General features: G+C 56.8%; 13 protein-coding genes, 2 tRNA genes and 3 rRNA genes. 13 read left to right on the top strand and 5 right to left on the bottom strand.

Annotated elements, in window-relative coordinates; all coding sequences use genetic code 11:
• Positions 1-191: 191 nt before the first annotated feature.
• Positions 192-944 (bottom strand): AraC family transcriptional regulator, encoded by a 753-nt coding sequence (locus tag H7R58_RS20925; RefSeq protein WP_182929553.1) that lies wholly within the window; start codon positions 942-944, stop codon positions 192-194.
• A gap of 178 nt (positions 945-1,122) precedes the next feature.
• On the opposite strand from H7R58_RS20925, the gene H7R58_RS20920 reads away from it, so the two are divergent.
• The 9 genes from H7R58_RS20920 to rrf all read left to right on the top strand — a co-directional run bounded on the left by H7R58_RS20920 (position 1,123) and on the right by rrf (position 13,336).
• Entirely contained in the window at positions 1,123-3,258 is a 2,136-nt protein-coding gene (locus tag H7R58_RS20920; protein WP_182929552.1) for a TonB-dependent siderophore receptor, read from the top strand.
• Positions 3,259-3,260: 2 nt separating this feature from the next.
• Positions 3,261-4,118, top strand: coding sequence for an iron-siderophore ABC transporter substrate-binding protein (locus H7R58_RS20915; protein ID WP_182929551.1), 858 nt, complete (start codon positions 3,261-3,263; stop codon positions 4,116-4,118).
• Positions 4,111-6,102 (top strand): Fe(3+)-hydroxamate ABC transporter permease FhuB, encoded by a 1,992-nt coding sequence (gene fhuB / locus H7R58_RS20910; protein WP_182929550.1) that lies wholly within the window; start codon positions 4,111-4,113, stop codon positions 6,100-6,102. Before H7R58_RS20915 ends, fhuB begins: the two co-directional genes overlap by 8 nt.
• A gap of 31 nt (positions 6,103-6,133) precedes the next feature.
• Positions 6,134-7,729, top strand: coding sequence for a cyclic peptide export ABC transporter (locus tag H7R58_RS20905; RefSeq protein ID WP_182929549.1), 1,596 nt, complete (start codon positions 6,134-6,136; stop codon positions 7,727-7,729).
• Between the two features lie 480 nt (positions 7,730-8,209).
• Positions 8,210-9,749 (top strand): 16S ribosomal RNA (locus tag H7R58_RS20900).
• Between the two features lie 70 nt (positions 9,750-9,819).
• Positions 9,820-9,896, top strand: a tRNA-Ile gene (locus H7R58_RS20895).
• A gap of 38 nt (positions 9,897-9,934) precedes the next feature.
• A tRNA-Ala gene (locus H7R58_RS20890) sits at positions 9,935-10,010 on the top strand.
• Positions 10,011-10,216: 206 nt separating this feature from the next.
• Positions 10,217-13,123 (top strand): 23S ribosomal RNA (locus tag H7R58_RS20885).
• 97 nt (positions 13,124-13,220) lie between these two features.
• A 5S ribosomal RNA gene (gene rrf / locus H7R58_RS20880) occupies positions 13,221-13,336 on the top strand.
• Together the 16S, 23S and 5S rRNA genes with 2 tRNA genes alongside form the textbook arrangement of a ribosomal RNA operon.
• 125 nt (positions 13,337-13,461) lie before the next feature.
• Here rrf and H7R58_RS20875 read toward each other — a convergent pair.
• The 4 genes from H7R58_RS20875 to trpS form a co-directional block, all read right to left on the bottom strand.
• A complete protein-coding gene (locus H7R58_RS20875) occupies positions 13,462-14,586 on the bottom strand; it encodes an ABC transporter permease (protein WP_182934523.1) in 1,125 nt (374 codons plus the stop codon).
• Positions 14,586-17,315, bottom strand: coding sequence for a ribosome-associated ATPase/putative transporter RbbA (gene rbbA, locus H7R58_RS20870; RefSeq protein ID WP_182929548.1), 2,730 nt, complete (start codon positions 17,313-17,315; stop codon positions 14,586-14,588). The genes H7R58_RS20875 and rbbA overlap by 1 nt, the downstream gene beginning before the upstream one ends.
• Positions 17,312-18,379 (bottom strand): HlyD family secretion protein, encoded by a 1,068-nt coding sequence (locus tag H7R58_RS20865; protein ID WP_106930489.1) that lies wholly within the window; start codon positions 18,377-18,379, stop codon positions 17,312-17,314. Before H7R58_RS20865 ends, rbbA begins: the two co-directional genes overlap by 4 nt.
• 263 nt (positions 18,380-18,642) lie before the next feature.
• The gene (trpS, locus tag H7R58_RS20860) at positions 18,643-19,653 is read right to left on the bottom strand and encodes a tryptophan--tRNA ligase (RefSeq protein ID WP_182929547.1); all 1,011 of its coding nucleotides are present in this window, start codon (positions 19,651-19,653) and stop codon (positions 18,643-18,645) included.
• 650 nt (positions 19,654-20,303) lie between these two features.
• Here trpS and H7R58_RS20855 point away from each other — a divergent pair.
• The 4 genes from H7R58_RS20855 (at position 20,304) to H7R58_RS20840 (ending at position 23,328) form a co-directional block, all read left to right on the top strand.
• On the top strand, positions 20,304-20,642 hold the full coding sequence (locus H7R58_RS20855; RefSeq protein WP_182929546.1) for a YebF family protein: 339 nt from the start codon (positions 20,304-20,306) through the stop codon (positions 20,640-20,642).
• A gap of 95 nt (positions 20,643-20,737) precedes the next feature.
• Positions 20,738-21,205, top strand: coding sequence for a MarR family transcriptional regulator (locus tag H7R58_RS20850; protein ID WP_182929545.1), 468 nt, complete (start codon positions 20,738-20,740; stop codon positions 21,203-21,205).
• Between the two features lie 4 nt (positions 21,206-21,209).
• Positions 21,210-22,277 (top strand): HlyD family secretion protein, encoded by a 1,068-nt coding sequence (locus tag H7R58_RS20845; protein ID WP_182929544.1) that lies wholly within the window; start codon positions 21,210-21,212, stop codon positions 22,275-22,277.
• Positions 22,267-23,328: a DUF2955 domain-containing protein gene (locus H7R58_RS20840; protein ID WP_182929543.1), complete on the top strand. Its 1,062-nt coding sequence runs from the start codon at positions 22,267-22,269 to the stop codon at positions 23,326-23,328. Before H7R58_RS20845 ends, H7R58_RS20840 begins: the two co-directional genes overlap by 11 nt.
• Positions 23,329-23,404: the final 76 nt, after the last annotated feature.

Raw genomic sequence — 23,404 nt, 5'->3', positions numbered from 1 at the left:
ATTAAATACACCATTATCATGCCTTCAGCCACCACAACAAGGGAAGACCCAAATATACCCAGTACAGAAAATAAAAGCCAGCCGAAAATAAAACGTAATAAACGCTATTAAATATAAAACCGGAAACCATTATTAATATTATCTATTAAAAACAGTCTCCGTATTAATAATGAAAATAGATAACCGCAAAATCACGACATCACCATCGCCGCTTGAATATACCGCTGCGGCGATACCCCCAGCTTCTTTCTGAACATCGCAATAAACGCGCTCGCGCTGGCATAGCCCAGCTCCTGCGCCAGCGTATTCACCGCCACGCCGCGCGCCAGATTACACACCGCTTCCAGCAGGCGGATCTGCTGTCGCCATTCGGAAAAACTCAGGTGCGTCTCTTCGCGGAACAGGCGTGCCAGCGTGCGTTCGCTGGCTCCGACCTTTTGGCCCCACCAGGCGAGAGTCGCAGTGTGATCCAGCTCGCGGCACAGCGTATCGCAGACCTGACGCACCCGGCGGTCGCTCGGGAGGATCACGTGGCACAGCGCGGCGGCGGGGAGTCGCTGTAGCTCGTCGGTCAGCAGCGCCTGAAGCAGAGCCATCCGCTCAGGGGGAATGGCGTCTTCAAGCCCGGCATCAATCAGGGTGTGGAGTAGGGGAGTGGCGGCCAGGCCGCGGCACTGATTGCCAAACAGGCGGGAAGCCTGCGGGCTAAGGTACAGGTTCTGCGTCACCACGCGATCCACGGCCTGAAGCCCGTGCGGCAGCCCGCCGGGTAGCCAGATTGCGCGGCCGGGCGACAGCAGCCAGATATGCTGTGGGGTGACGATTTTCGCCACGCCGCTCAGCGGATAAATCAGCTGCCCCTGTTCGTGCTGGTGAACGGGCTCTTCGCTGCCCGGGGCGTATTTGAGCTGGCGCAGCCCTTCAATCGCGTTCGGAATGGTCATCTTCACCTGCCCTCTGTCTGATTCTCACCATTTATGCTTACTGCTGCGTTTAGAGACAACTTTTGTCCGCATGGCGACATCCTGGTGGCCAGTAACGCCATTCTGCCACGGACGGGCTTCTCTTTTAAACTTGAATAATTATCATTTCCATCCAATTCTAATGACAGTCGGAAATGCTATGAATCAGGTTGGCAAGCTTTTCAGGGATAAGCCGTTGAAAGTACTGGCATGTACGATCATCGCAGGGTACAGCGGGCAAGCGTTCACTGCGGATAACGGTCACGATAGCACAAAAGAACAGACAATAGTGGTCACCGCCGCGGCACCGTCGCAGGGGCAGGATGATGAGAGTTCACTGGTGGCGCATAACGCGACTGCTGGAACGAAATCCAGCCAGCCGATAAGCCGCACATCGCAAAGTATCGCCGTGGTCACTCAAGCGCAAATCGCGGCGCAGGCGGCGAAAACCATTCCGGAGGCGCTGCGCTATGTCTCCGGCGTGGCATCGGAAAACGCCGGGCCGGATACCCGTTTTGACACCATCGTGGTGCGTGGTTTTGAAGCCGACGAATATCTCGATGGCCTGCGTCTGCCGCGTGAAGCCTGGTGGAGCCGTCCGGCGTGGGACCCGTTCCTGCTGTCGCGCATTGAAGTGGTGAAGGGCCCATCGTCGGTACTGTACGGCCAGGCCAACCCGGGTGGGGTGGTCAATATGGTGAGCAAAACCCCGCAAGCCCAGCCTGGCGGGGAAGTGTATATGTCCACCGGCAACAACAACCTGTTTGGCACCGGCTTTGATGTCACCGGCCCGCTGACCGACGACAACACGCTGCTTGGCCGCGTGGCGGGAACCTTCTTCGATACCGAAACGCAGGTCGACCACACTCGCTATCAGCATTACGACATTGCGCCATCCTTCACCTGGCAGCCGAGCGATCGCACCAGCCTGACGGTGCTGGCGCAGCTGCGTAAAGACCCGGACAGCGGTTTCTACAATCAGATGCCTACCTCCGGCACGCTGACCTATAACCCGAACGGGCAGATCTCCAGCAAGTTCTACGGCGGTCAGCCGGGCTTTGACAGCTATGAGCGCAAGCAGGGCAGCATCGGCTATCAGTTCCGCCACGACTTTAACGACACGGTGACCTTCCGCCAGAACCTGCGCTATATCAGCAGCACCGGCGATTACCTGATGGTCTACCCATGGGGCGTCCATGCCGATGCGCCGTTGATCGACCGTTACTCGATGAACCTGCAGGAGACCATGGTCAACTTCGCCGTGGATAACCAGGCGGAGTTCCATCTGCAAACCGGCCCTGTACAGCACACGCTGCTGGCTGGGATTGACCGGATGCACAGCTCGGTGCGCAGCTGCGCGGGCTATGGTGATGCCAGCCCGATCAACTACCTCAACCCGGATTACAGCACCCCGGTTGAAGTGCCTGCCTTCACCAGCAGCACCCACTCCACGCTCGATCAAACCGGGTTCTACCTGCAGGATCAGCTTGAATGGGAAAACTGGATAATGAACCTCGCCGGGCGTTACGACGCGGCGAAAACCAAGAGCACCAACCTGCTGACCGACGCGCGTACCGAAAGCAACGACTATGCGACCACCGGGCGCGCCGGGCTGCTGTACCACTTCGATAACGGTTTAGCGCCGTACGTCAGCTACTCGACCTCGTTCGTGCCAAGCAGCACGACCGATTTTTACGGTCACGGCTTTAAGCCGACGGAAGGCAAGCAGACGGAAATGGGCCTGAAGTACGACCCGGTTGGGCTGGATGCGCTGTTTACGCTGGCGCTGTTTAACCTGCGGGAAACCAACGTCGCGACGCCGGACCCGGATCACGCCAACTACAGCGTGCAGACCGGTGAGATCCGATCCCGCGGGATCGAACTGGACGGCAAGATCAACATCACCCCGGCCTGGTCGGTTCTGGCCTCCTACGCGTTAACCGATCCGGAAGTGATCAGCGCGAACGACGGCACCGAAGGCAAACATCCGGTTGGCATTGCGCGCAACAGCGCCAGGCTGTGGACGCAGTATGCGCTGAGCGGCCCGCTGGACGGCTTCTCCATCGGCGGCGGCGTGCGCTATGTCGGCAGCAGCTACGCCAATACCGACAACAGCCTGAAGGTACCGGCGGCCACGGTCTACGATGCGCGCCTGGGCTACGACTGGCATGAATGGGGCGTTGCGCTGAACGCCGCGAACCTGACCAACAAAACCTATCTCGCCACCTGCCAGAACAACGGCTGTGAATACGCGATGAAACGTCAGCTGACGGCAACCGTTAGCTACAAGTGGTAACGATGCTCTCACGACGCACGTTATTAACCGCAGCGCTGCTGGCTCCCGCGATGTCGTGGGCCGGGAGTGCTGTGGCCCCGCAGAGGCTGGCGGTGCTGGACTGGGGGCTGACGGAGATGATCCTGGCTCTCGGTATCACGCCCGCTGGCGTCTCGGCGCCCGACTGGTATCGCAAACTGATCCCGCAGCCTGCGCTGCCTTCCACGGCGCAGGATTTAGGGCTGCTGTTTCAGCCGAACCTCGAAACGCTGTACGCCTTAAAGCCTGACCGCATTGTGATCACTCCCCAGCATACGTTGCTGAAGCCCGCGCTGGAAAAAATTGCGCCGACGCTAACGCTGCCAACGCACGGGCTTGCCTCCTTTATAGAAGCGACGCGCCAGCTTGGTGATGTCTTCGGACGGGAAACGCAGGCGCAGGTGTTGCTCAATAATCTGCAATCGCAGATAGCCCACGTGCGCAAGGTTGCTCAGACGGTGCGGCAACCGGTGTTCTGCGCCACGCCCGTCGATGCGCTGCATCTGCGGCTCTATGTCCCGGGAAGTTTGCCCGGAGATGTGCTGGCCGCTTGCGGCCTGCGTCATGCCTGGCAGGGTAGCCGTGGGGCGGAAGGGACGGTGCTGGTGGAGTTGACCAGCATTGCTACGATGGATGCCCGGCTTATCCTGCTGGTCGATGACGACAAGCGTGACGCCGTTGCCCGCTGGCGGCAAAGCGCGCTGTGGCAGCGCCTGCCGGTGACGTCGCGGTATCCGATGGCGGTGATTGAACAGCCGATTAGCGATACCGGCGCGCTGATCACTGCCGGACGTTTCGCCGATATCCTCTATCCCTTTGTCGCGGGGTGGCGCGATGCATGAACCCTATTCCCGCCGCCTCTCATGGGGGCTCATCACGCTGCTGTGGCTGGCGGCGCTATTGCTCGCCGGTAGCGATGTGCTGCGCGAAGGTGGCCTGCGCGCGCTGCTGTATGCCAATAACCTCCAGCCCGCGGCGATTATTCTGCACAGCATGTGGCTGCCGCGACAAGGCATGGCGATTGTCGGCGGGGCGACGCTTGGCCTTTGCGGCTGGCTGATGCAGCGGGCGCTGCGCAACCCGCTGGCGGAGCCGATTACGCTCGGGATGACTTCCGGCGCGACGCTGGCGCTGGGACTGACATCGCTCTGGTTTCCGCTATTACTGACCGACGCCAAAATGGCGGTGGTGGTGGTGGGCGAGCTGGCCGCGCTGCTGCTGGTGCTTGCGCTGAGCTGGCGGCAGCGGCTCTCGCCTTTAGTGATGATCCAGGCCGGGATGATGATCAACCTGTGGTGCGGCGCGCTGACGATGCTTATCGCCATCATCAACGATCGTTTTCTGCTGACCGTGCTGATGTGGGGCGGCGGCTCGCTGGCACAAGAAGATAGCCATCTGCTGATGTCGCTGCTGCCCTGGCTGGCGCTTTGCCTGCTGGTGATGGCTTTTTTGTGGCGACCGTTGGAGCTGCTGCAGCTGCCGGAAACCATGGTCAGTAGCCTGGGCGAGTCGCCGCTGAAAATTCGCAGCGCCGCGGTGCTGCTGGCGCTGGTGATGAGCGCGCTGGTGGTTAATGCCGTCGGGGTGATTGGTTTTATCGGCCTGGCCGCGCCGCATCTTGCCCGCTTTGGCGGCGCACGCACGTCGCGCCAGCTGATGCTGCACAGTGCGCTCACCGGGGCGGGGCTGCTGTGGTTTACCGACCTCTGCGTGTCCCGGGTTTCGCTCTTGAATGGCCAGTTGCTGCCCGTGGGTATGCTGACCGCGCTCACCGGCGGGCCGCTGCTAATCCTGTTAGCGCGCCATGCCCGGCAGCATGTTCCGGATACTTCCCCGTCGCCACTGACGGCAGATGCCTCAACCCACCGCTGGGTACCGTGGTTTGCCGTTGCCGTACTGCTTATCACCATTGTGGTTTCACTCTGTCTTGGGCTAGGCCTTAGGCACTGGCATTGGGCAAGCTATGAGGAGCTGACGCAGTTGCTGCCGCTCAGGGTACCGCGCCTGCTGGCCGCCATCAGCGCCGGGGCGCTGTTAGCGGGCGCGGGAGTACTGATGCAACGCGTGAGCGGCAACCCGCTGGCGAGCCCGGAGGTGCTGGGCATCGGCGGCGGCGCGGCGATGGGGGTCACCGTCTACATCCTGTTGTTTCCCACTCAGGGCAGCGCCTTTCTTCTATTAAGCAGCCTGGTAGGTGCGCTTATTAGTTTGCTACTGACGATGTGGAATAGCCGACGCAGTGCGTTTAACCCTCAGCGCGTGTTGCTTAACGGGCTGGCGCTGAATGCGCTATGTCAGGCCGCCGTCAGCATCGTGATGCTCAATAACCTTTCGGCCAGCGCGGTGCTGCTGCCGCTGATGACCGGCAGTACTTACTACATCAGCGCCTCTCTGGCGCAGGTGCTGTTTATCGCCACGCTGGTGCTGCTGGCGATAACTCCGCTGTTTCGTCGTTGGCTGGTGCTGCTGCCGATGGGCAGCGTGGCCGGTTCGCTTGGTGTCTCGCTGCCGCGTGCCCGCTTCGGCGTGCTGGCGCTGGCGGCGCTGATGACCGGGCTTGCCACTTTATTGGTGGGGCCGGTGTCGTTTATCGGACTGCTGGGTCCGCATCTGGCGCGCCGGGTTGGCGTGAAAGGCGTACTGGCGCAGCTCTACACCGCGGTGCTGCTTTCCGCCTGCATCATGACCATTGCAGATTGGCTGGGGCGCAATGCGCTCTATCCGCGCCAGCTACCGGTGGGGCTGGTGGCATCGCTCATCGGCGTACCGCTGCTGGTCTGGCCGCTGATTCGTGGCAGAAACAGACCGTCATCTCATCAGATGTAATAAAGAAGCAAACTATAAAAAAGGAACGGGCATGTCGTTGTTGTTGATGTTGTTTCGGATGGTCGGCGGCTGGCTGCTGCTGGCCGTGGTTGCCGGGCTGATTAGCGGGCTGAGCAATGCGTCGCTGCTGGCGATGATTAACCACAGCCTGAATCTGCCGCCTGTACACGGCTGGCTGGCGCCGGGAATACAGTTTGCGCTGCTGGCCTGCCTGATGCTGGCAACCCGCGTTATCTCGCAAACCACCTTTATGTATCTTGGCCAGAAGGTAAAAGCGCGGTTGCGTAGTGAGCTGACGCATCGGGTGAGTGAAACCCGCTGGCTACAGCTGGAGCGTTCCGGAATGGCGCGGACTATCTCGGTGCTGACGCAGGACCTCGATACGCTGGTGGTCTTCTTTGTCAATCTACCGAATCTCTTCATCTATAGCGCGGTGATCCTCGGGTGCCTGATTTACCTGGCGACGCTATCTCTGAGCGTGCTGGGGCTGGCGCTGCTGGCAATTGCGCTCGGTACGCTGGGGTATCAGGCGGCACACGGCCGCGCGCTTGGGCTACTGCGACAATCCCGGCGACGGGAAGACACGCTCATTCAGCAGTGCAAAACGTTGTTCGACGGCGGGCGTGAATATCGGCTTAACGCCGCGCGTCGGCGGCATTTTGTGGAAGGCGAACTGGCGGAGAATATTGAAGCTGTGCGTCGTGAGCGGACGCGGGGCTATATCCTGTATGGGCTAGCGACGAGCTGGGGCAGCATTCTGTTCTTTGTGTTTATCGGCCTGGTGCTGTTTGGCCTGCGCGAAGCGCTAACGCTGCAACCGGCTGCGATTACCGGCTACGTGATGATCTTCCTTTATATGATTGTGCCCGTTGAGGGCGTGCTGTCGTCGCTACCGACTATCGCCAGTGCGCGGGTGGCGATGCAGCGGGTGCAGCAGTTACAGGCGGCGCTGCCGCCGGAGCAGGCGCAGCGTCCGTTGCCAGAAGAGCCGTTCACTTCGCTGGCGCTGGAGCGGGTGAGCTATCAATATCAGGGGGAAGATGGTGAACGCTTTACCCTGGGGCCGCTCGACCTGACGTTTACGCCGGGCGAGCTGGTCTTTATCGTCGGCGGTAACGGCAGTGGGAAAACGACGCTGGCGAATCTGCTGGTGGGGATCTATCCGCCCGACAGCGGAGCGCTGCGCCTAAACGGCCAGCTGATTGCCGATGACCAGCAGGAGGCATATCGGCAATGCTTCTCGGTGGTGTTCAATGATTTCTTCCTTTTCGATAACGTGGCGTTTGTGCATGAACGCACGGTGGAACAGGTAGGGGAGTTACTCGAGCGGCTGAAGCTCAGCCATAAGGTTCGGTTTGCGGACGGGTGTTTCTCCACGACGGCACTCTCACAAGGGCAGCGCAAACGGCTGGCTTTGTTGCAGGCCTGGCTGGAAGCGCGGCCGATCTACCTGTTCGATGAGTGGGCTGCTGACCAGGACCCGGAATTCAAAGCGGTGTTTTACCAGGAAATCCTCCCGGCGCTGAAGGCTGAAGGGAAAACCATTATCGCGATCACCCATGACGATCGCTATTTCCACCTTGCGGACCGGATTATCAAGCTCGAATCGGGGCGTATTGTTGAATAGTGGGTGGGGCGATAAGCCGTTTTCCCTCTTTATAAAGAAGGGGGAGATACGCAGAGACGATAAGAATAGATGAGATTTGTGGATAACTCTGTGTGTAAATGGGTATAAGGCGGGGTTCTGCTGGGGATTGCAGCAGTCAGTCATTTTTCTGCAATTTAAGGGTTGCGGCCTCAGGGAAACTCCCTATAATGCGCCTCCATCGACACGGCGGATGTGAATCACTTCACACCAACCAGCCGGTTCGGTTGAAGAGAAAAAATCCTGAAAATCAGGGTTGACTCTGAAAGAGGAAAGCGTAATATACGCCACCTCGCAACAGTGAGCGAAAGCCGTGTTGCACTGCTCTTTAACAATTTATCAGACAATCTGTGTGGGCACTCGAAGATACGGATTCTTAACGTCGCAAGACGAAAAATGAATACCAAGTCTCTGAGTGAACACGTAATTCATTACGAAGTTTAATTCACGAGCATCAAACTTAAATTGAAGAGTTTGATCATGGCTCAGATTGAACGCTGGCGGCAGGCCTAACACATGCAAGTCGAACGGTAGCACAGAGAGCTTGCTCTTGGGTGACGAGTGGCGGACGGGTGAGTAATGTCTGGGAAACTCCCCGATGGAGGGGGATAACTACTGGAAACGGTAGCTAATACCGCATAACGTCGCAAGACCAAAGTGGGGGACCTTCGGGCCTCACACCATCGGATGTGCCCAGATGGGATTAGCTAGTAGGTGGGGTAACGGCTCACCTAGGCGACGATCCCTAGCTGGTCTGAGAGGATGACCAGCCACACTGGAACTGAGACACGGTCCAGACTCCTACGGGAGGCAGCAGTGGGGAATATTGCACAATGGGCGCAAGCCTGATGCAGCCATGCCGCGTGTATGAAGAAGGCCTTCGGGTTGTAAAGTACTTTCAGCGAGGAGGAAGGCATTAAGGTTAATAACCTTAGTGATTGACGTTACTCGCAGAAGAAGCACCGGCTAACTCCGTGCCAGCAGCCGCGGTAATACGGAGGGTGCAAGCGTTAATCGGAATTACTGGGCGTAAAGCGCACGCAGGCGGTTTGTTAAGTCAGATGTGAAATCCCCGGGCTCAACCTGGGAACTGCATTTGAAACTGGCAAGCTTGAGTCTCGTAGAGGGGGGTAGAATTCCAGGTGTAGCGGTGAAATGCGTAGAGATCTGGAGGAATACCGGTGGCGAAGGCGGCCCCCTGGACGAAGACTGACGCTCAGGTGCGAAAGCGTGGGGAGCAAACAGGATTAGATACCCTGGTAGTCCACGCCGTAAACGATGTCTATTTGGAGGTTGTTCCCTTGAGGAGTGGCTTCCGGAGCTAACGCGTTAAATAGACCGCCTGGGGAGTACGGCCGCAAGGTTAAAACTCAAATGAATTGACGGGGGCCCGCACAAGCGGTGGAGCATGTGGTTTAATTCGATGCAACGCGAAGAACCTTACCTACTCTTGACATCCAGAGAACTTAGCAGAGATGCTTTGGTGCCTTCGGGAACTCTGAGACAGGTGCTGCATGGCTGTCGTCAGCTCGTGTTGTGAAATGTTGGGTTAAGTCCCGCAACGAGCGCAACCCTTATCCTTTGTTGCCAGCGGTTCGGCCGGGAACTCAAAGGAGACTGCCAGTGATAAACTGGAGGAAGGTGGGGATGACGTCAAGTCATCATGGCCCTTACGAGTAGGGCTACACACGTGCTACAATGGCATATACAAAGAGAAGCGACCTCGCGAGAGCAAGCGGACCTCATAAAGTATGTCGTAGTCCGGATTGGAGTCTGCAACTCGACTCCATGAAGTCGGAATCGCTAGTAATCGTAGATCAGAATGCTACGGTGAATACGTTCCCGGGCCTTGTACACACCGCCCGTCACACCATGGGAGTGGGTTGCAAAAGAAGTAGGTAGCTTAACCTTCGGGAGGGCGCTTACCACTTTGTGATTCATGACTGGGGTGAAGTCGTAACAAGGTAACCGTAGGGGAACCTGCGGTTGGATCACCTCCTTACCTTAAAGAAACGTTCTTTGAAGTGCTCACACAGATTGTCTGATGAAAAATAGCAGTAAAGAATCTCTGCAGGCTTGTAGCTCAGGTGGTTAGAGCGCACCCCTGATAAGGGTGAGGTCGGTGGTTCAAGTCCACTCAGGCCTACCAAATTCGTCCCGCGAATTTGAGGGAGATTCATAAACGATGGGGCTATAGCTCAGCTGGGAGAGCGCCTGCTTTGCACGCAGGAGGTCTGCGGTTCGATCCCGCATAGCTCCACCATCTTTACTGCAACAATACAAGAAAACTTCAGAGTGTACCTGAAAAGGTTCACTGCGAAGTTTTGCTCTTTAAAAATCTGGATCAAGCTGAAAATTGAAACGACACACTGTGTCTGTTCTCCGTAATAAGAACAGATAAGCGGTGTGTTCGAGTCTCTCAAATTTTCGCAACACGATGGTGTTTTACGAAACATCTTCGGGTTGTGAGGTTAAGCGACTAAGCGTACACGGTGGATGCCCTGGCAGTCAGAGGCGATGAAGGACGTGCTAATCTGCGATAAGCGTCGGTAAGGTGATATGAACCGTTATAACCGGCGATTTCCGAATGGGGAAACCCAGTGTGATTCGTCACACTATCATTACGTGAATACATAGCGTAATGAAGCGAACCGGGGGAACTGAAACATCTAAGTACCCCGAGGAAAAGAAATCAACCGAGATTCCCCCAGTAGCGGCGAGCGAACGGGGAGCAGCCCAGAGTCTGAATCAGCTTGTGTGTTAGTGGAACGGTCTGGAAAGTCCGACGGTACAGGGTGATAGTCCCGTACACCAAAATGCACAGGTTGTGAACTCGAAGAGTAGGGCGGGACACGTGGTATCCTGTCTGAATATGGGGGGACCATCCTCCAAGGCTAAATACTCCTGACTGACCGATAGTGAACCAGTACCGTGAGGGAAAGGCGAAAAGAACCCCGGCGAGGGGAGTGAAAAAGAACCTGAAACCGTGTACGTACAAGCAGTGGGAGCCTCTTTATGGGGTGACTGCGTACCTTTTGTATAATGGGTCAGCGACTTATATTCTGTAGCAAGGTTAACCGAATAGGGGAGCCGAAGGGAAACCGAGTCTTAACTGGGCGTTAAGTTGCAGGGTATAGACCCGAAACCCGGTGATCTAGCCATGGGCAGGTTGAAGGTTGGGTAACACTAACTGGAGGACCGAACCGACTAATGTTGAAAAATTAGCGGATGACTTGTGGCTGGGGGTGAAAGGCCAATCAAACCGGGAGATAGCTGGTTCTCCCCGAAAGCTATTTAGGTAGCGCCTCGTGAACTCATCTTCGGGGGTAGAGCACTGTTTCGGCTAGGGGGTCATCCCGACTTACCAACCCGATGCAAACTGCGAATACCGAAGAATGTTATCACGGGAGACACACGGCGGGTGCTAACGTCCGTCGTGAAGAGGGAAACAACCCAGACCGCCAGCTAAGGTCCCAAAGTCACAGTTAAGTGGGAAACGATGTGGGAAGGCTCAGACAGCCAGGATGTTGGCTTAGAAGCAGCCATCATTTAAAGAAAGCGTAATAGCTCACTGGTCGAGTCGGCCTGCGCGGAAGATGTAACGGGGCTAAACTGTGCACCGAAGCTGCGGCAGCGACACTATGTGTTGTTGGGTAGGGGAGCGTTCTGTAAGCCGTTGAAGGTGTCCTGTGAGGGGTGCTGGAGGTATCAGAAGTGCGAATGCTGACATAAGTAACGATAATGCGGGTGAAAAACCCGCACGCCGGAAGACCAAGGGTTCCTGTCCAACGTTAATCGGGGCAGGGTGAGTCGACCCCTAAGGCGAGGCCGAAAGGCGTAGTCGATGGGAAACAGGTTAATATTCCTGTACTTGGTGTTACTGCGAAGGGGGGACGGAGAAGGCTATGTTAGCCGGGCGACGGTTGTCCCGGTTTAAGCATGTAGGCGGGAAGTTTAGGTAAATCCGGACTTCTTTTAACGCTGAGGTGTGATGACGAGGTACTACGGTACTGAAGTAACAAATGCCCTGCTTCCAGGAAAAGCCTCTAAGCATCAGGTAACATCAAATCGTACCCCAAACCGACACAGGTGGTCAGGTAGAGAATACCAAGGCGCTTGAGAGAACTCGGGTGAAGGAACTAGGCAAAATGGTGCCGTAACTTCGGGAGAAGGCACGCTGATATGTAGGTGAAGTGGTTTACCCATGGAGCTGAAATCAGTCGAAGATACCAGCTGGCTGCAACTGTTTATTAAAAACACAGCACTGTGCAAACACGAAAGTGGACGTATACGGTGTGACGCCTGCCCGGTGCCGGAAGGTTAATTGATGGGGTTAGCGGCAACGCGAAGCTCTTGATCGAAGCCCCGGTAAACGGCGGCCGTAACTATAACGGTCCTAAGGTAGCGAAATTCCTTGTCGGGTAAGTTCCGACCTGCACGAATGGCGTAATGATGGCCAGGCTGTCTCCACCCGAGACTCAGTGAAATTGAACTCGCTGTGAAGATGCAGTGTACCCGCGGCAAGACGGAAAGACCCCGTGAACCTTTACTATAGCTTGACACTGAACACTGGTCCTTGATGTGTAGGATAGGTGGGAGGCTTTGAAGCGCGGACGCCAGTTCGTGTGGAGCCAACCTTGAAATACCACCCTTTAATGGCTGGTGTTCTAACGTAGACCCGTTACCCGGGTTGCGGACAGTGTCTGGTGGGTAGTTTGACTGGGGCGGTCTCCTCCTAAAGAGTAACGGAGGAGCACGAAGGTTAGCTAATCCTGGTCGGACATCAGGAGGTTAGTGCAAAGGCATAAGCTAGCTTGACTGCGAGAGTGACGGCTCGAGCAGGTGCGAAAGCAGGTCTTAGTGATCCGGTGGTTCTGAATGGAAGGGCCATCGCTCAACGGATAAAAGGTACTCCGGGGATAACAGGCTGATACCGCCCAAGAGTTCATATCGACGGCGGTGTTTGGCACCTCGATGTCGGCTCATCACATCCTGGGGCTGAAGTAGGTCCCAAGGGTATGGCTGTTCGCCATTTAAAGTGGTACGCGAGCTGGGTTTAGAACGTCGTGAGACAGTTCGGTCCCTATCTGCCGTGGGCGCTGGAGAATTGAGGGGGGCTGCTCCTAGTACGAGAGGACCGGAGTGGACGCATCACTGGTGTTCGGGTTGTCATGCCAATGGCATTGCCCGGTAGCTAAATGCGGAAGAGATAAGTGCTGAAAGCATCTAAGCACGAAACTTGCCCCGAGATGAGTTCTCCCTGACTCCTTGAGAGTCCTGAAGGAACGTTAAAGACGATGACGTTGATAGGTCGGGTGTGTAAGTGTAGCGATACATTGAGCTAACCGATACTAATGAACCGTGAGGCTTAACCTTACAACGCCGAAGATGTTTTGGCGAAGAGACAGACATCATATTCAGCTTGATTACAGATTACATTGACCGGCGAAAAGCGGGTTAATAACAGAATTTGCCTGGCGGCCGTAGCGCGGTGGTCCCACCTGACCCCATGCCGAACTCAGAAGTGAAACGCCGTAGCGCCGATGGTAGTGTGGGGTCTCCCCATGCGAGAGTAGGGAACTGCCAGGCATCAATTAAGTGAAGAAGCCCATCCTGACGGATGGGCTTTTTTGCGTCTGCGCTTTGTGGGATGCGGCATTGTGGATATTGCCGGATGGCGGCTTCGCCTTATCCGGCCTACGGGCAGAACATATTTATGCCATTTCGCCGATGGTTTTGCGAAAACGCACCAGAGCAACGGTAAAAAATACCCCGCCAATCACTATCAGCGTCAGGAACTGCGGCCAGACGATGGCAAAGTCAGCACCGCGATAGAGAATCGCCTGCGCCAGGCTGACAAAGTGCGTTGTCGGCATCGTTTGCATAATATCCTGCACCACCTGAGGCATACTCTCGCGCGGCGTTGAACCGCCGGACAGCATCCGCAACGGCAGCAGTACAAGGATCATCAGCAGCCCTAACTGCGGCATTGAACGGGCAATCGTCCCCATAAAAATGCCGATCGACGTCGTTGCAAACAGGCTCAGCGCAACCCCCAGCATAAAGAGCGGGATCGAGCCTTCGATCGGCACCTGCAACACGCCCTGCACCATCAGTATCAGCGACAGCCCGGAGACGACCAGAACCACCAATCCCATAGACCAGACCTTGGCGAGCATAATTTCAAACGGCGTCACCGGCATCACCAACAGATGCTCCACCGTTCCATGCTCACGCTCGCGGATCAACGCCGAACCGGTGAGCACAATCGCCAGCATCGTAATGTTGTTGATAATGGCCATGACTGCGCCGAACCGCTCCTGCTCAAGATTAGGGTTAAAGCGCATCCGCACCGCCAGCTCCACCGGCAGCGCACTGTTATCCCGATATCGTGCCACAAAGCTGTTTACCTCGCCGGTCACGATATTCTGGATATAGCTGTTGCCGGTAAATGCCTGACTCATACGCGTCGCATCCACGTTAACCTGTAATTCCGGCTGCCTTCCCGCCAGCACATCACGTTGAAAATTAGGTGGAATATTGATGGCGAAGGTGTAGCGCCCGGCATCCAGTCCCGCGTCCATCTCGTCGGCGGTGATCAGCTCCGGCTCCAGAAACCACGGGCGATAGAAGCTGTTAATAATCCGTGACGAAAGCTGCGACTTGTCCATATCAGCAATCGCAATCGGCGCCAGATGCAGCGAGCCAGGCATCACCGTTGCCGACGAGTAAACCGACACCGTAAACGCAAACACGATCAGCGCCAGCATCGCTTTATCGCCCAGCAGGCTGCGCAGTTCCTTCACGCCGAGGTTATAAATATTGCGTAATCCGCGCATTAACCCTCCTGTTTTTTCAGCAGCCACACGCTCAAACCCAACACCAACGGCACGGCAATCAGCAGCGGAATAAACGACGCCCACAGATCGCTGAGCCCCAGCGCCTTCGAGAAGGTGCCGCGGGCGATGGTCAGAAAGTGGCTGGTCGGGTAAATCTGGCCGATCCAGCGCCCTGGACCTTCCAGCGACGCGACCGGATCGATCATCCCGGAGAACTGCGTGGCCGGGATCAGCGTAATAATGGCGGTACCGAAGATCGCCGCGATCTGGCTCTTCATAAAGGTGGAAATCAACAGCCCAAGCCCGGTGGCGATAGTGACATACAGCAGCGCCGCCAGCGTTAACGTCAGGAAACTGCCCTTATGCGGCACGCCGAAAACAAACACCGACAGCGCGCACAGCAGCAGGAAGTTGAACATGCCCAGTGCGATATACGGTATCTGCTTACCGAGCAGGAATTCGGTGCGGGTCGTCGGCGTGACGTAAAGGTTGATGATGGAACCCAGCTCTTTTTCGCGCACCACGCTTAGGGCGCTGAGCATTGCCGGGATCATCATCAGCAGCAGCGGGATCACTGCCGGTACGATCGCCGGCAGACTCTTCACATCCGGGTTATAGCGGTAGCGCGTCTCTATTGACATTAAAGCGCTATCGCTGGCGGCGCTGGGCTGTCTTCCGGCCATTTCCTGTAGCCATGCCAGGTGCATAGCCTGCACGTATCCGCGCACCGTCTCCGCACGGTTTGGCATGGCCCCATCCACCCATACGCCGATTTGCACCGGTGTACCGCGCGCAATATCGCGGCCAAAGTTGGGGGGGATCTCAATGGCGACCGCCAGCTCGCCATCGCGCATCCGGCGGTCGAGATCGTCGTAGCTGTGCAGCGGCGACTGCTCAATAAAGTAGCGCGATCCGGCAATGTTCTGCGTCCAGCGCTGGCTGCTGACGGTTTGATCGCGGTCGAGCACCGCAAAGCGTAAGTCCTCAACGTCCATGCTGATCCCATAGCCCATGATAAACATCAGGATCACCGTTCCGAGCAGGGCCAGCGTCGATCGCACCGGATCGCGGCGCAGCTCCAGCGCTTCGCGGCGGCTATAGCTGAACAGTCGGCGTAAGCTAAACGCCTGGCGCGGTGGTTCGGCGGCGGCTTGCGCCGGGGGCGTCATTGCCCCGGTATCGGGCGTTGGTTCGGCGGCCTCCTTAAGGTAGGCAATAAACGCCTCTTCCAGGCTCGCCGCACCGCGTTTAGCGACCAGCGCCTGCGGCGTATCGCTGGCCAGCACTTTGCCCGCATGCATCAGCGACATGCGGTCGCAGCGCTCGGCTTCGTTCATAAAGTGGGTGGAGATAAAAATGGTGACTTTGTCCTGCCTGGCAAGATCGACCATCAGCTGCCAGAACATGTCACGCGCCACCGGATCGACGCCGGAGGTCGGTTCATCCAGAATCAGCATCTCGGGGCGATGAATCACCGCCACCGCCAGCGATAGACGCTGGCGAATACCCAGTGGCAGCGCGGCAGGCAGGGCATCTTCAACGTCGATGAGCATAAAGCGCTGGCTCATTTCGGCCACGCGGCCGGGAATTTCCGCGTCGGGGATATGGAACAGCCGGGCGTGTAGCTCCAGGTTCTGACGCACGGTCAGTTCGCTGTACAGCGAAAAGGCCTGCGACATATAGCCGACGCGGCGGCGGGTTTCGATATCCTTCGGATCCACCGGCTGGCCGAATAGCCAGGCTTCTCCTTCGCTGGCGGGTAAGAGGCCGGTCAGCATCTTCATGGTGGTGGATTTACCGCAGCCGTTCGACCCCAGGAAGCCAAAAATCTCGCCGCGGGCAATACGGAAATTGACGTGATCGACCGCGACAAAATCGCCGAAGCGCATGGTCAGCCCGCGAGCTTCAATCGCAATTTCTTCTTCGCTGGCGTCGCGCGGTGGGATAATGACCTGCTGATGTGCGTTGCGCTGGGCTTCCGGCAGCAGGGCGATAAACGCCTGCTCCAGCGTCTGGCTGGCGGTTTGTGTACGCAGTTCTTCCGCACTACCGGTTGCCAGCACCTTCCCGGCGTTCATCGCCACCAGCCAGTCGAAGCGCTCGGCTTCTTCCATATAGGCGGTGGCCACCAGCACGCTCATCTCCGGCTGGCGTGCGCGAATGCTGTCGATAAGTTCCCAAAACTGAGCACGTGAAAGCGGATCGACGCCGGTGGTTGGCTCATCAAGGATCAACAGCTGCGGATCGTGGATTAGCGCGCAGCACAGGCCCAGCTTTTGCTTCATCCCTCCGGAGAGTTTGCCTGCCGGACGGTCGCGGAACGGCGCCAGCCCGGTGCTGTGCAGCAATTCGTCGATGCGTGCTTCGCGCTCGCGCTTATCATGACCGAACAGACGGGCGAAGAAGTCGACGTTTTCGTATACCGAGAGCGTGTGATAAAGGTTTTTGCCCAGTCCCTGTGGCATCCAGGCAATTTTCGGGCAGACATCACGGCGGTGCCGGGCATCACGCATGTCGCCGCCCAGCACCATCACGTTGCCCTCTTCAATCACTCGCGCGCCGGCGATCAGCGACAGCAGGCTGGATTTTCCCACGCCGTCCGGGCCGATCAGCCCCACCATGCAGCGGGAGGGAATGGCCAGCGTAATGTCGTTGAGCGCGACGGTGCTGCCGAAGCGCTGGCCGACGTGCTCTAATTGAGCAACCGGGGGATGCGCGTCCTGTCTCATTGCGGCAGCCTCACCATCAGCGTTGCCGGCCAGGGCTGCTGGTTATCCAGCCTGACGTAGGCCATGCCCGGCAGACCGGTTTTAACGTATTCCAGGTGTTCAGCCAGCAGCTCGGGTGGAATGCGCGCTTTTACGCGGAACATAAGTTTGAGCCGTTCGTCGCTGGTTTCCACGGTTTTGGGCGTGAACTGGGCCACGCTCGCGACAAAGCTAATATTGGCGGGAACCACCAGATCCGGCGCGGCATCGAGGATCAGGCGTACTTCACTGCCCACCGCCAGCAGGCCAGCCTGCTCGGTCGGCAGGAAGAAGGTCATGTAGACATCGGAGAGGTCGACCATATTCAGCACCCGTCCACCGGCGGCCAGCACCTCGCCCGGTTCGGCGACGCGATACTGAATGCGGCCGTCGCGCGGGGCTTTCAGCGTGCTGTCATCAATATCGGCCATGATACGTCGTTCGGTGGCCTGAGCGGCTTCCACGCGGGTCTGTGCCTGAATAATGCTGGTTCGCGCGGCTTCAATGGCTGCTTTGGCGGCGGAAACCTGCGCGCGTGCAGACTCGAGCGCGGCGCGTCCGCTTTCGGCGGCGGCTCGGTCATCATCCAACTGCTGGGCTGAAACCGCGCCACGTTGGGATAGCGTGCTGGAGCGGGCGTGGCGTTTCGACGTGGAATCAAGCTCGGCCTGGCGCTGTTTCACCACCGCTTCGCTGGCACGCATTTCACTTTGTCGCTGGTCGAGCAGGGCTTTTGCGGCAGCGACGGCGCTTTGCGCCTCTTTGATTTGCGCTACGGCCTCCAGCCGTTGTTCGTTCAGAACCCGGGTGTCCATCTTCGCCAGCACCTCGCCCTGGCGGACAAACTGTCCCTCTTTGACCACTATCGTCTCAATGCGACCAGCAGTTTTGGTGGCGATATCCACTTCAGTGGCTTCTATTCTGCCGTTACTGCTGGCGAAACCGTCCGGTAGCCCCGGTGGACGCAGCATCCACCATGAAACGGCGGCGATTGCCACCGCGAAACCGATGATGTACCAGGCCCAATGCCGCTTGAATTTGTCCATACGCTACCCGCTCTATTCCCTGTTGCTGAGTGGCGCGCGTTTCATTGTGAAGAGAAGGGAGGAGGCTGTGAAGTGTGCTACTCATGTGGTCATCATCAGCAATCCTGGCCGTAAATGAAACACGCATATATATAGCTACTGTCAATGTCATACTAGCATCGACATTGAGTATGTCCATACTATTAACATGGGCTTGAGAAACGATTAACACGTTTAATCAAAATAAGATGAGGGCACCTGCGGAGGCGATGCCCTCACGGTGCTCAGAACAAAATGGGCAGCCCCAGGCCGCGTTTCACCGCATGCAGCGTTCGCTGTGTGACTTCATGCGCCCGCTCGCTGCCCTGGCGTAGCTGCTCCAGCAGCATCGCTTTATCCTGAATGAAGGTCGCACGACGTTCGCGGATCGGGGCCAGTAGCGTCTGTAGGCAGGCTTCCAGCTCGTTTTTACACTGCCTGTCGCCCAGCCCACCACGCTGGTAATGCGCCTTCATGCTGGCGACCAGCGCTTTATCGGGATGGAAGGCATCAAGATAGGTAAAGACCACGTTCCCCTCAATTTGCCCCGGGTCGGCAACGCGCAGGTGGTTGGGATCGGTAAACATGGCGCTGACCGCGTGATGGATTTCCGCTTCGCTGGCGGAAAGCGTCAGCGTATTGCCGAGTGATTTCGACATTTTTGCGCCGCCGTCGATACCCGGCAGGCGGCTCACCTCGCTGAGCAGCGCCTTACAGTGACGCAGCACCGGTTCGGCGGTCAGGCTATTCATTTTGTGCACGATTTCGTTGGTCTGCTCGATCATCGGCAGCTGATCGTCGCCGACCGGCACCAGATCTGCGTTGAAGGCGGTGATGTCGGCCGCCTGGCTGATGGGGTAGGCCATAAAGCCTACCGGCAGCGCGCGCGAAAAGCCCTTCTGTGCAATTTCATTTTTCACGGTCGGGTTGCGCTCTACCCGGGCGACGGTGACGATATTCATGTACAACGCGGTCAATTCAGCCAGCGCAGGCAGCGCCGATTGCAGGCACACGGTGGTGAGCTGGGGATCAATACCCACCGCCAGATAGTCGGCCATAACTTCCAGAATATGATGGCTGATTTTCTGCGGGTTGCTGCCGTTATCGGTCAGCCCTTGTAAATCTGCGATCAAAATAAACTGTTGATATTGATGCTGAAGCTGCACACGCTGGCGTAAAGAGCCGACATAGTGCCCCAGGTGCAGCTGGCCGGTAGGACGGTCGCCGGTAAGCAGAATATGTGAGGTGTTGTTCATCAGTTGCTCCGTTTAAAACATTGAGCCGAAAGACGCACTGAGAAACAACAAAGCCGCCTTTCGGCGGCTTTGAAAAGATAACGTAACCCGAGCCGCCTGTCAGAAAGGCAGCCACCAACGGTTTGAGCGGGTAACGGTCACATTTGTGTTCATCCTTTTATCCTGCCACCAAACTGACCCGCCTGTCTACCCCTGGCGGATTTTCTGGAAGGGGTATCTAAAAATGGATTAATAACCAATATATATTACCAAAAAATAAAGAGATTATTTTTATCTGCAAATATGATGACGTATTGGACGTCATCTTTTATTTGTACTTAATATCAAGAATGATACGAATACTCAAAAAGACTCACATTTATCATTCCGTAAATGCGAATTGTGAAGCCGCGCTCATCTGATTTAAACTGGTATGCGTTGTAACAATAACGCATTTATTGTGTTGTAAAATAACAAAATTAGAGCAAAGGATTAACGCTGGTACGCATAATGACGGGCAACTCATCTTTTTGATTAGGTGATTGATTCGATATTTACGAAACAATACCAATACATTGCTTTACTTGTTTTTATTTATTTTTAGAATGGTCTTGGTTCCCGTGATTATTTAACCCAATACACCTACCTTCAGCATGAAAAAAACATTATTAGTGACTGCACTATTTTGTAGCCTGCTGACCGCGGGCATCACCGTTATATTTATTGTTAACGACGTTTTCCCTGACACCGCTTCCGTGTGCCGCCTCGATTTTTCCCGCAAAGCGCTTTTACGCGTTAAAGAGGATTACCTGCGCGGCCGCTTTCCCCACTGGTATCGAGAAAAAAGTACGCTCGGTACGCTCACGCCTGAGCTGATCTTCGGCGAAGTCACCATTGAAGATGACGAGTATCGCGTGCCGTTCGTGGCCAAAGGACCGCTGGCAAAGCTGGCGCGTATTGGTTTTGTCGACTGCGAAACGATGGACGTCGAGTACATCGCCGGAAAGTAGGGCCATTTTACAATCCATGCGGTTTACGCCTTTCGTTCCTTGATACTTACCATGGTAAGTATTATCGTACATCGACGAAACGAACGGAGACTGCCATGACTGAAGAAGAGCGCTTTGCCCGCCGCCCGATGGGGATGCGGATGGCGATGGTCGTGCGCCAGTGGCGTTCGATTATCGATCATGCCATCACCGATACCGGCCTGACCCAGTCAAGCTGGACGGTGCTGATGCAGCTGCTCCAGCTTGGCGATAATGTCTCTGTGAGCGAGCTGGCGGAAGTGCAGGGTATTGAACTGCCGCCGCTAATGCGCACGCTGACGTTACTTGAGCAACAGGGCTACCTGCTGCGCACCGTCTCGCCGTACGACAAACGCATTCGCCTGCTGACGCTCACCGACGAAGGTCGGTCAGTGCTCCAGACGCTAAACCAGGTGATTGAAGTCTTCCAGGCCCGCGTGTCCACCGGTATTCCTGCCGCCGACATCGTGAAGTTTAGCGACACTTTGAATCAAATAGCCTGCAATCTGCGGAATATCCGCGAAGAAAATAATAAAATCGATTAACACCATGATGACGCCAGAACAGAAGTTTGCCCGCTGGGTAAGGGTGAGTATTGCCTCTTTCCTGCTCATGTTTGCCTATTTTATCGTTGCCGATATCTGGATCCCGCTGACGCCGGACTCCACGGTGATGCGCGTGGTGACGCCCGTTTCGTCACGCGTTTCCGGCTACGTCTCGCAGGTTTATGTGCACAATAATAGCGCGGTGAAAAAGGGCGATCTGCTGTATGAGCTGGACCCGACGCCGTTCCAGAATAAAGTGGATTCCGCCGCGCTAGCGCTGGCTCAGGCGAAGCTGAGTAACCAGCAGCTGGATGCGCAGATTGCTGCCGCCGAGGCCAACCTGAAAACCGCGCAGCTGACCGCGCGTAACGATCGGGTGACCTACGATCGCTACCAAAGCCTGAGCCGCATGCAGAATGTCTCTCAGGCGGATCTTGATAAAGTGCGCACCACCTGGCAGACCAGCGAGCAGTCGGTGAGCGCGCTGCGTGCCTCCATTCACAACCTGCAAATTCAGCGCGGCGAGCGCGATGATGGACATAACGTCACGCTTCGGCAGTACCAGACGGCGCTGCGGGAAGCGCAGCTCAACCTCGACTGGACCAAAATCCGCGCCGAAGCGGACGGTACCGTCAGTAACCTCCAGCTCAGCCCTGGCCTTTATGCCTCGGCGGGCAGCGCGGTGATGGCGGTGGTCAACCAGAAAACCGACATCGTGGCCGACTTCCGCGAAAAAAGCCTGCGCCATACGCGCCAGGGAACGGATGCGGCGGTGGTGTTTGATGCCTTACCGGGCCAGGTTTTCCGGGCGCGGGTGACCAGCAGCGACGCCGGGATCCTCGCCGGTCAGGAAGCGGTGAACGGCGAGCTATCGCAGCCTGAGCAGTCCACCCGCTGGGTGCGCGACGCGCAGCGTATGCGCATTCACGTGGCGCTGGACGCGCCGCTGGAAAAAACGTTGCCGACCGGCGCGCGCGCCACCGTCCAGCTGTACAACAGCGAAGGCACATTTGCCCGTTTCTTCTCCGGCCTGCAAATCCATCTTGTCAGCTGGCTGCACTATGTCTATTAACACCCTCGCGCAGGTCTTTACCCCTCACGGTAATATCGTCTATACGGCGAACGATTTCCGTCAGACCTTGCGCATTTCTTTTGCCGGGATGTTGGCGCTGAGTATTTCGAGCTTCTTTGATACCCAGTACGGCGTTTTCTATGTGGTTTATCCGCTGCTGCTTACTGCGCTGGTGCCGGTGTTCAACCGTCACGTCGCCAAACAGTTTATCTTCAGCGCCTCGCTAAACTGCATCGAAATGGTGCTGATCATCGGCTATTTAAGCCAATGGCCGGTGATTATGACGGCCGTTGTGTTCGCGCTGTACGTGATGCGTTTTCGCTTTATGAGTAAAGGGCCGCTGTTCTTGTTTGGCTCGATGGGCGTGGTGTGCCAAAGCGTGATGCTCAACTTTATGAGCTACCCGACGGCTAACTGGCACACGCTGTTATTTTCCAACGTTGAGGCGAGCGTGATGGCGGTGGCGCTGAGTGCGTTAATGCACTACCTGATCCCGGACGCAGAACCGCGCAAGCCGCCGCCGCTGATTGAAAAAGACGCCGCGCGGGTGCGCCATGAATCGCTGCTCTCCGGCAGCGTGGCGACGATTATCTTTATCGTCTTCCAGGTCAGCGACCTGAGCGACTCGCTGTCGGCGCTGATGGCGGGGATCTTGATCCTCTTCCCGATGCACTATCGCGGCGCGGTGATCAGCTCCATCTGGCGCGTGGTCGGCGTGGTGCTGGCCTGCCTGTACATTCTGGTGGTGCAGCTGATCCTCTACGATCACAGCAGCCATATGCTGCTGATGATGCCGCTGATCGGCCTGGGGCTGGCCTTCAGCGCGCGGCTGCACGTGATGGAGAAGGTGGGCGCCGGCGTTGGTTTTGCCAGCATCACCACCATTGGCATTATGTTCGGCCAGAATCTCCAGCCGGATGGCGACCTGGTGTTCAGCGACCTGTATCGCGCTACGTCGGTGACAATTTCCCTTCTGGCGACGCTGACGATGGTGTTTATTCTGCACCGGCTGCTCAACTGTTTCGCCCCAACGCGCTTTATTGTGAAGTAGCGCACTTCCAGACGCTGATTGTTTGCCCCCATCTGTGCTTACAATAATCCCTCGCCGCGGTGGCGTGAGGGAGAAA

This window comes from Klebsiella sp. WP4-W18-ESBL-05 (assembly GCF_014169075.1).
Classification (GTDB): domain Bacteria; phylum Pseudomonadota; class Gammaproteobacteria; order Enterobacterales; family Enterobacteriaceae; genus Kluyvera; species Kluyvera ascorbata_B.
The sequence above is the reverse complement of the archived record's forward strand: the minus strand, read 5'-3'. Positions and strand labels throughout refer to the sequence as shown.

Bases quoted from the DNA above. Each gene is read 5' to 3' on its own strand.
- H7R58_RS20840 (WP_182929543.1), top strand. From the start codon at position 22,267: ATGTCTATTAACACCCTCGCGCAGGTCTTTACCCCTCACGGTAATATC.
- H7R58_RS20905 (WP_182929549.1), top strand. From the start codon at position 6,134: ATGTCGTTGTTGTTGATGTTGTTTCGGATGGTCGGCGGCTGGCTGCTG.
- H7R58_RS20925 (WP_182929553.1), bottom strand. From the start codon at position 944: ATGACCATTCCGAACGCGATTGAAGGGCTGCGCCAGCTCAAATACGCC.
- H7R58_RS20920 (WP_182929552.1), top strand. From the start codon at position 1,123: ATGAATCAGGTTGGCAAGCTTTTCAGGGATAAGCCGTTGAAAGTACTG.
- H7R58_RS20915 (WP_182929551.1), top strand. From the start codon at position 3,261: ATGCTCTCACGACGCACGTTATTAACCGCAGCGCTGCTGGCTCCCGCG.
- rbbA (WP_182929548.1), bottom strand. From the start codon at position 17,315: ATGAGACAGGACGCGCATCCCCCGGTTGCTCAATTAGAGCACGTCGGC.
- trpS (WP_182929547.1), bottom strand. From the start codon at position 19,653: ATGAACAACACCTCACATATTCTGCTTACCGGCGACCGTCCTACCGGC.
- H7R58_RS20875 (WP_182934523.1), bottom strand. From the start codon at position 14,586: ATGCGCGGATTACGCAATATTTATAACCTCGGCGTGAAGGAACTGCGC.
- H7R58_RS20865 (WP_106930489.1), bottom strand. From the start codon at position 18,379: ATGGACAAATTCAAGCGGCATTGGGCCTGGTACATCATCGGTTTCGCG.
- H7R58_RS20845 (WP_182929544.1), top strand. From the start codon at position 21,210: ATGATGACGCCAGAACAGAAGTTTGCCCGCTGGGTAAGGGTGAGTATT.
- H7R58_RS20850 (WP_182929545.1), top strand. From the start codon at position 20,738: ATGACTGAAGAAGAGCGCTTTGCCCGCCGCCCGATGGGGATGCGGATG.
- fhuB (WP_182929550.1), top strand. From the start codon at position 4,111: ATGCATGAACCCTATTCCCGCCGCCTCTCATGGGGGCTCATCACGCTG.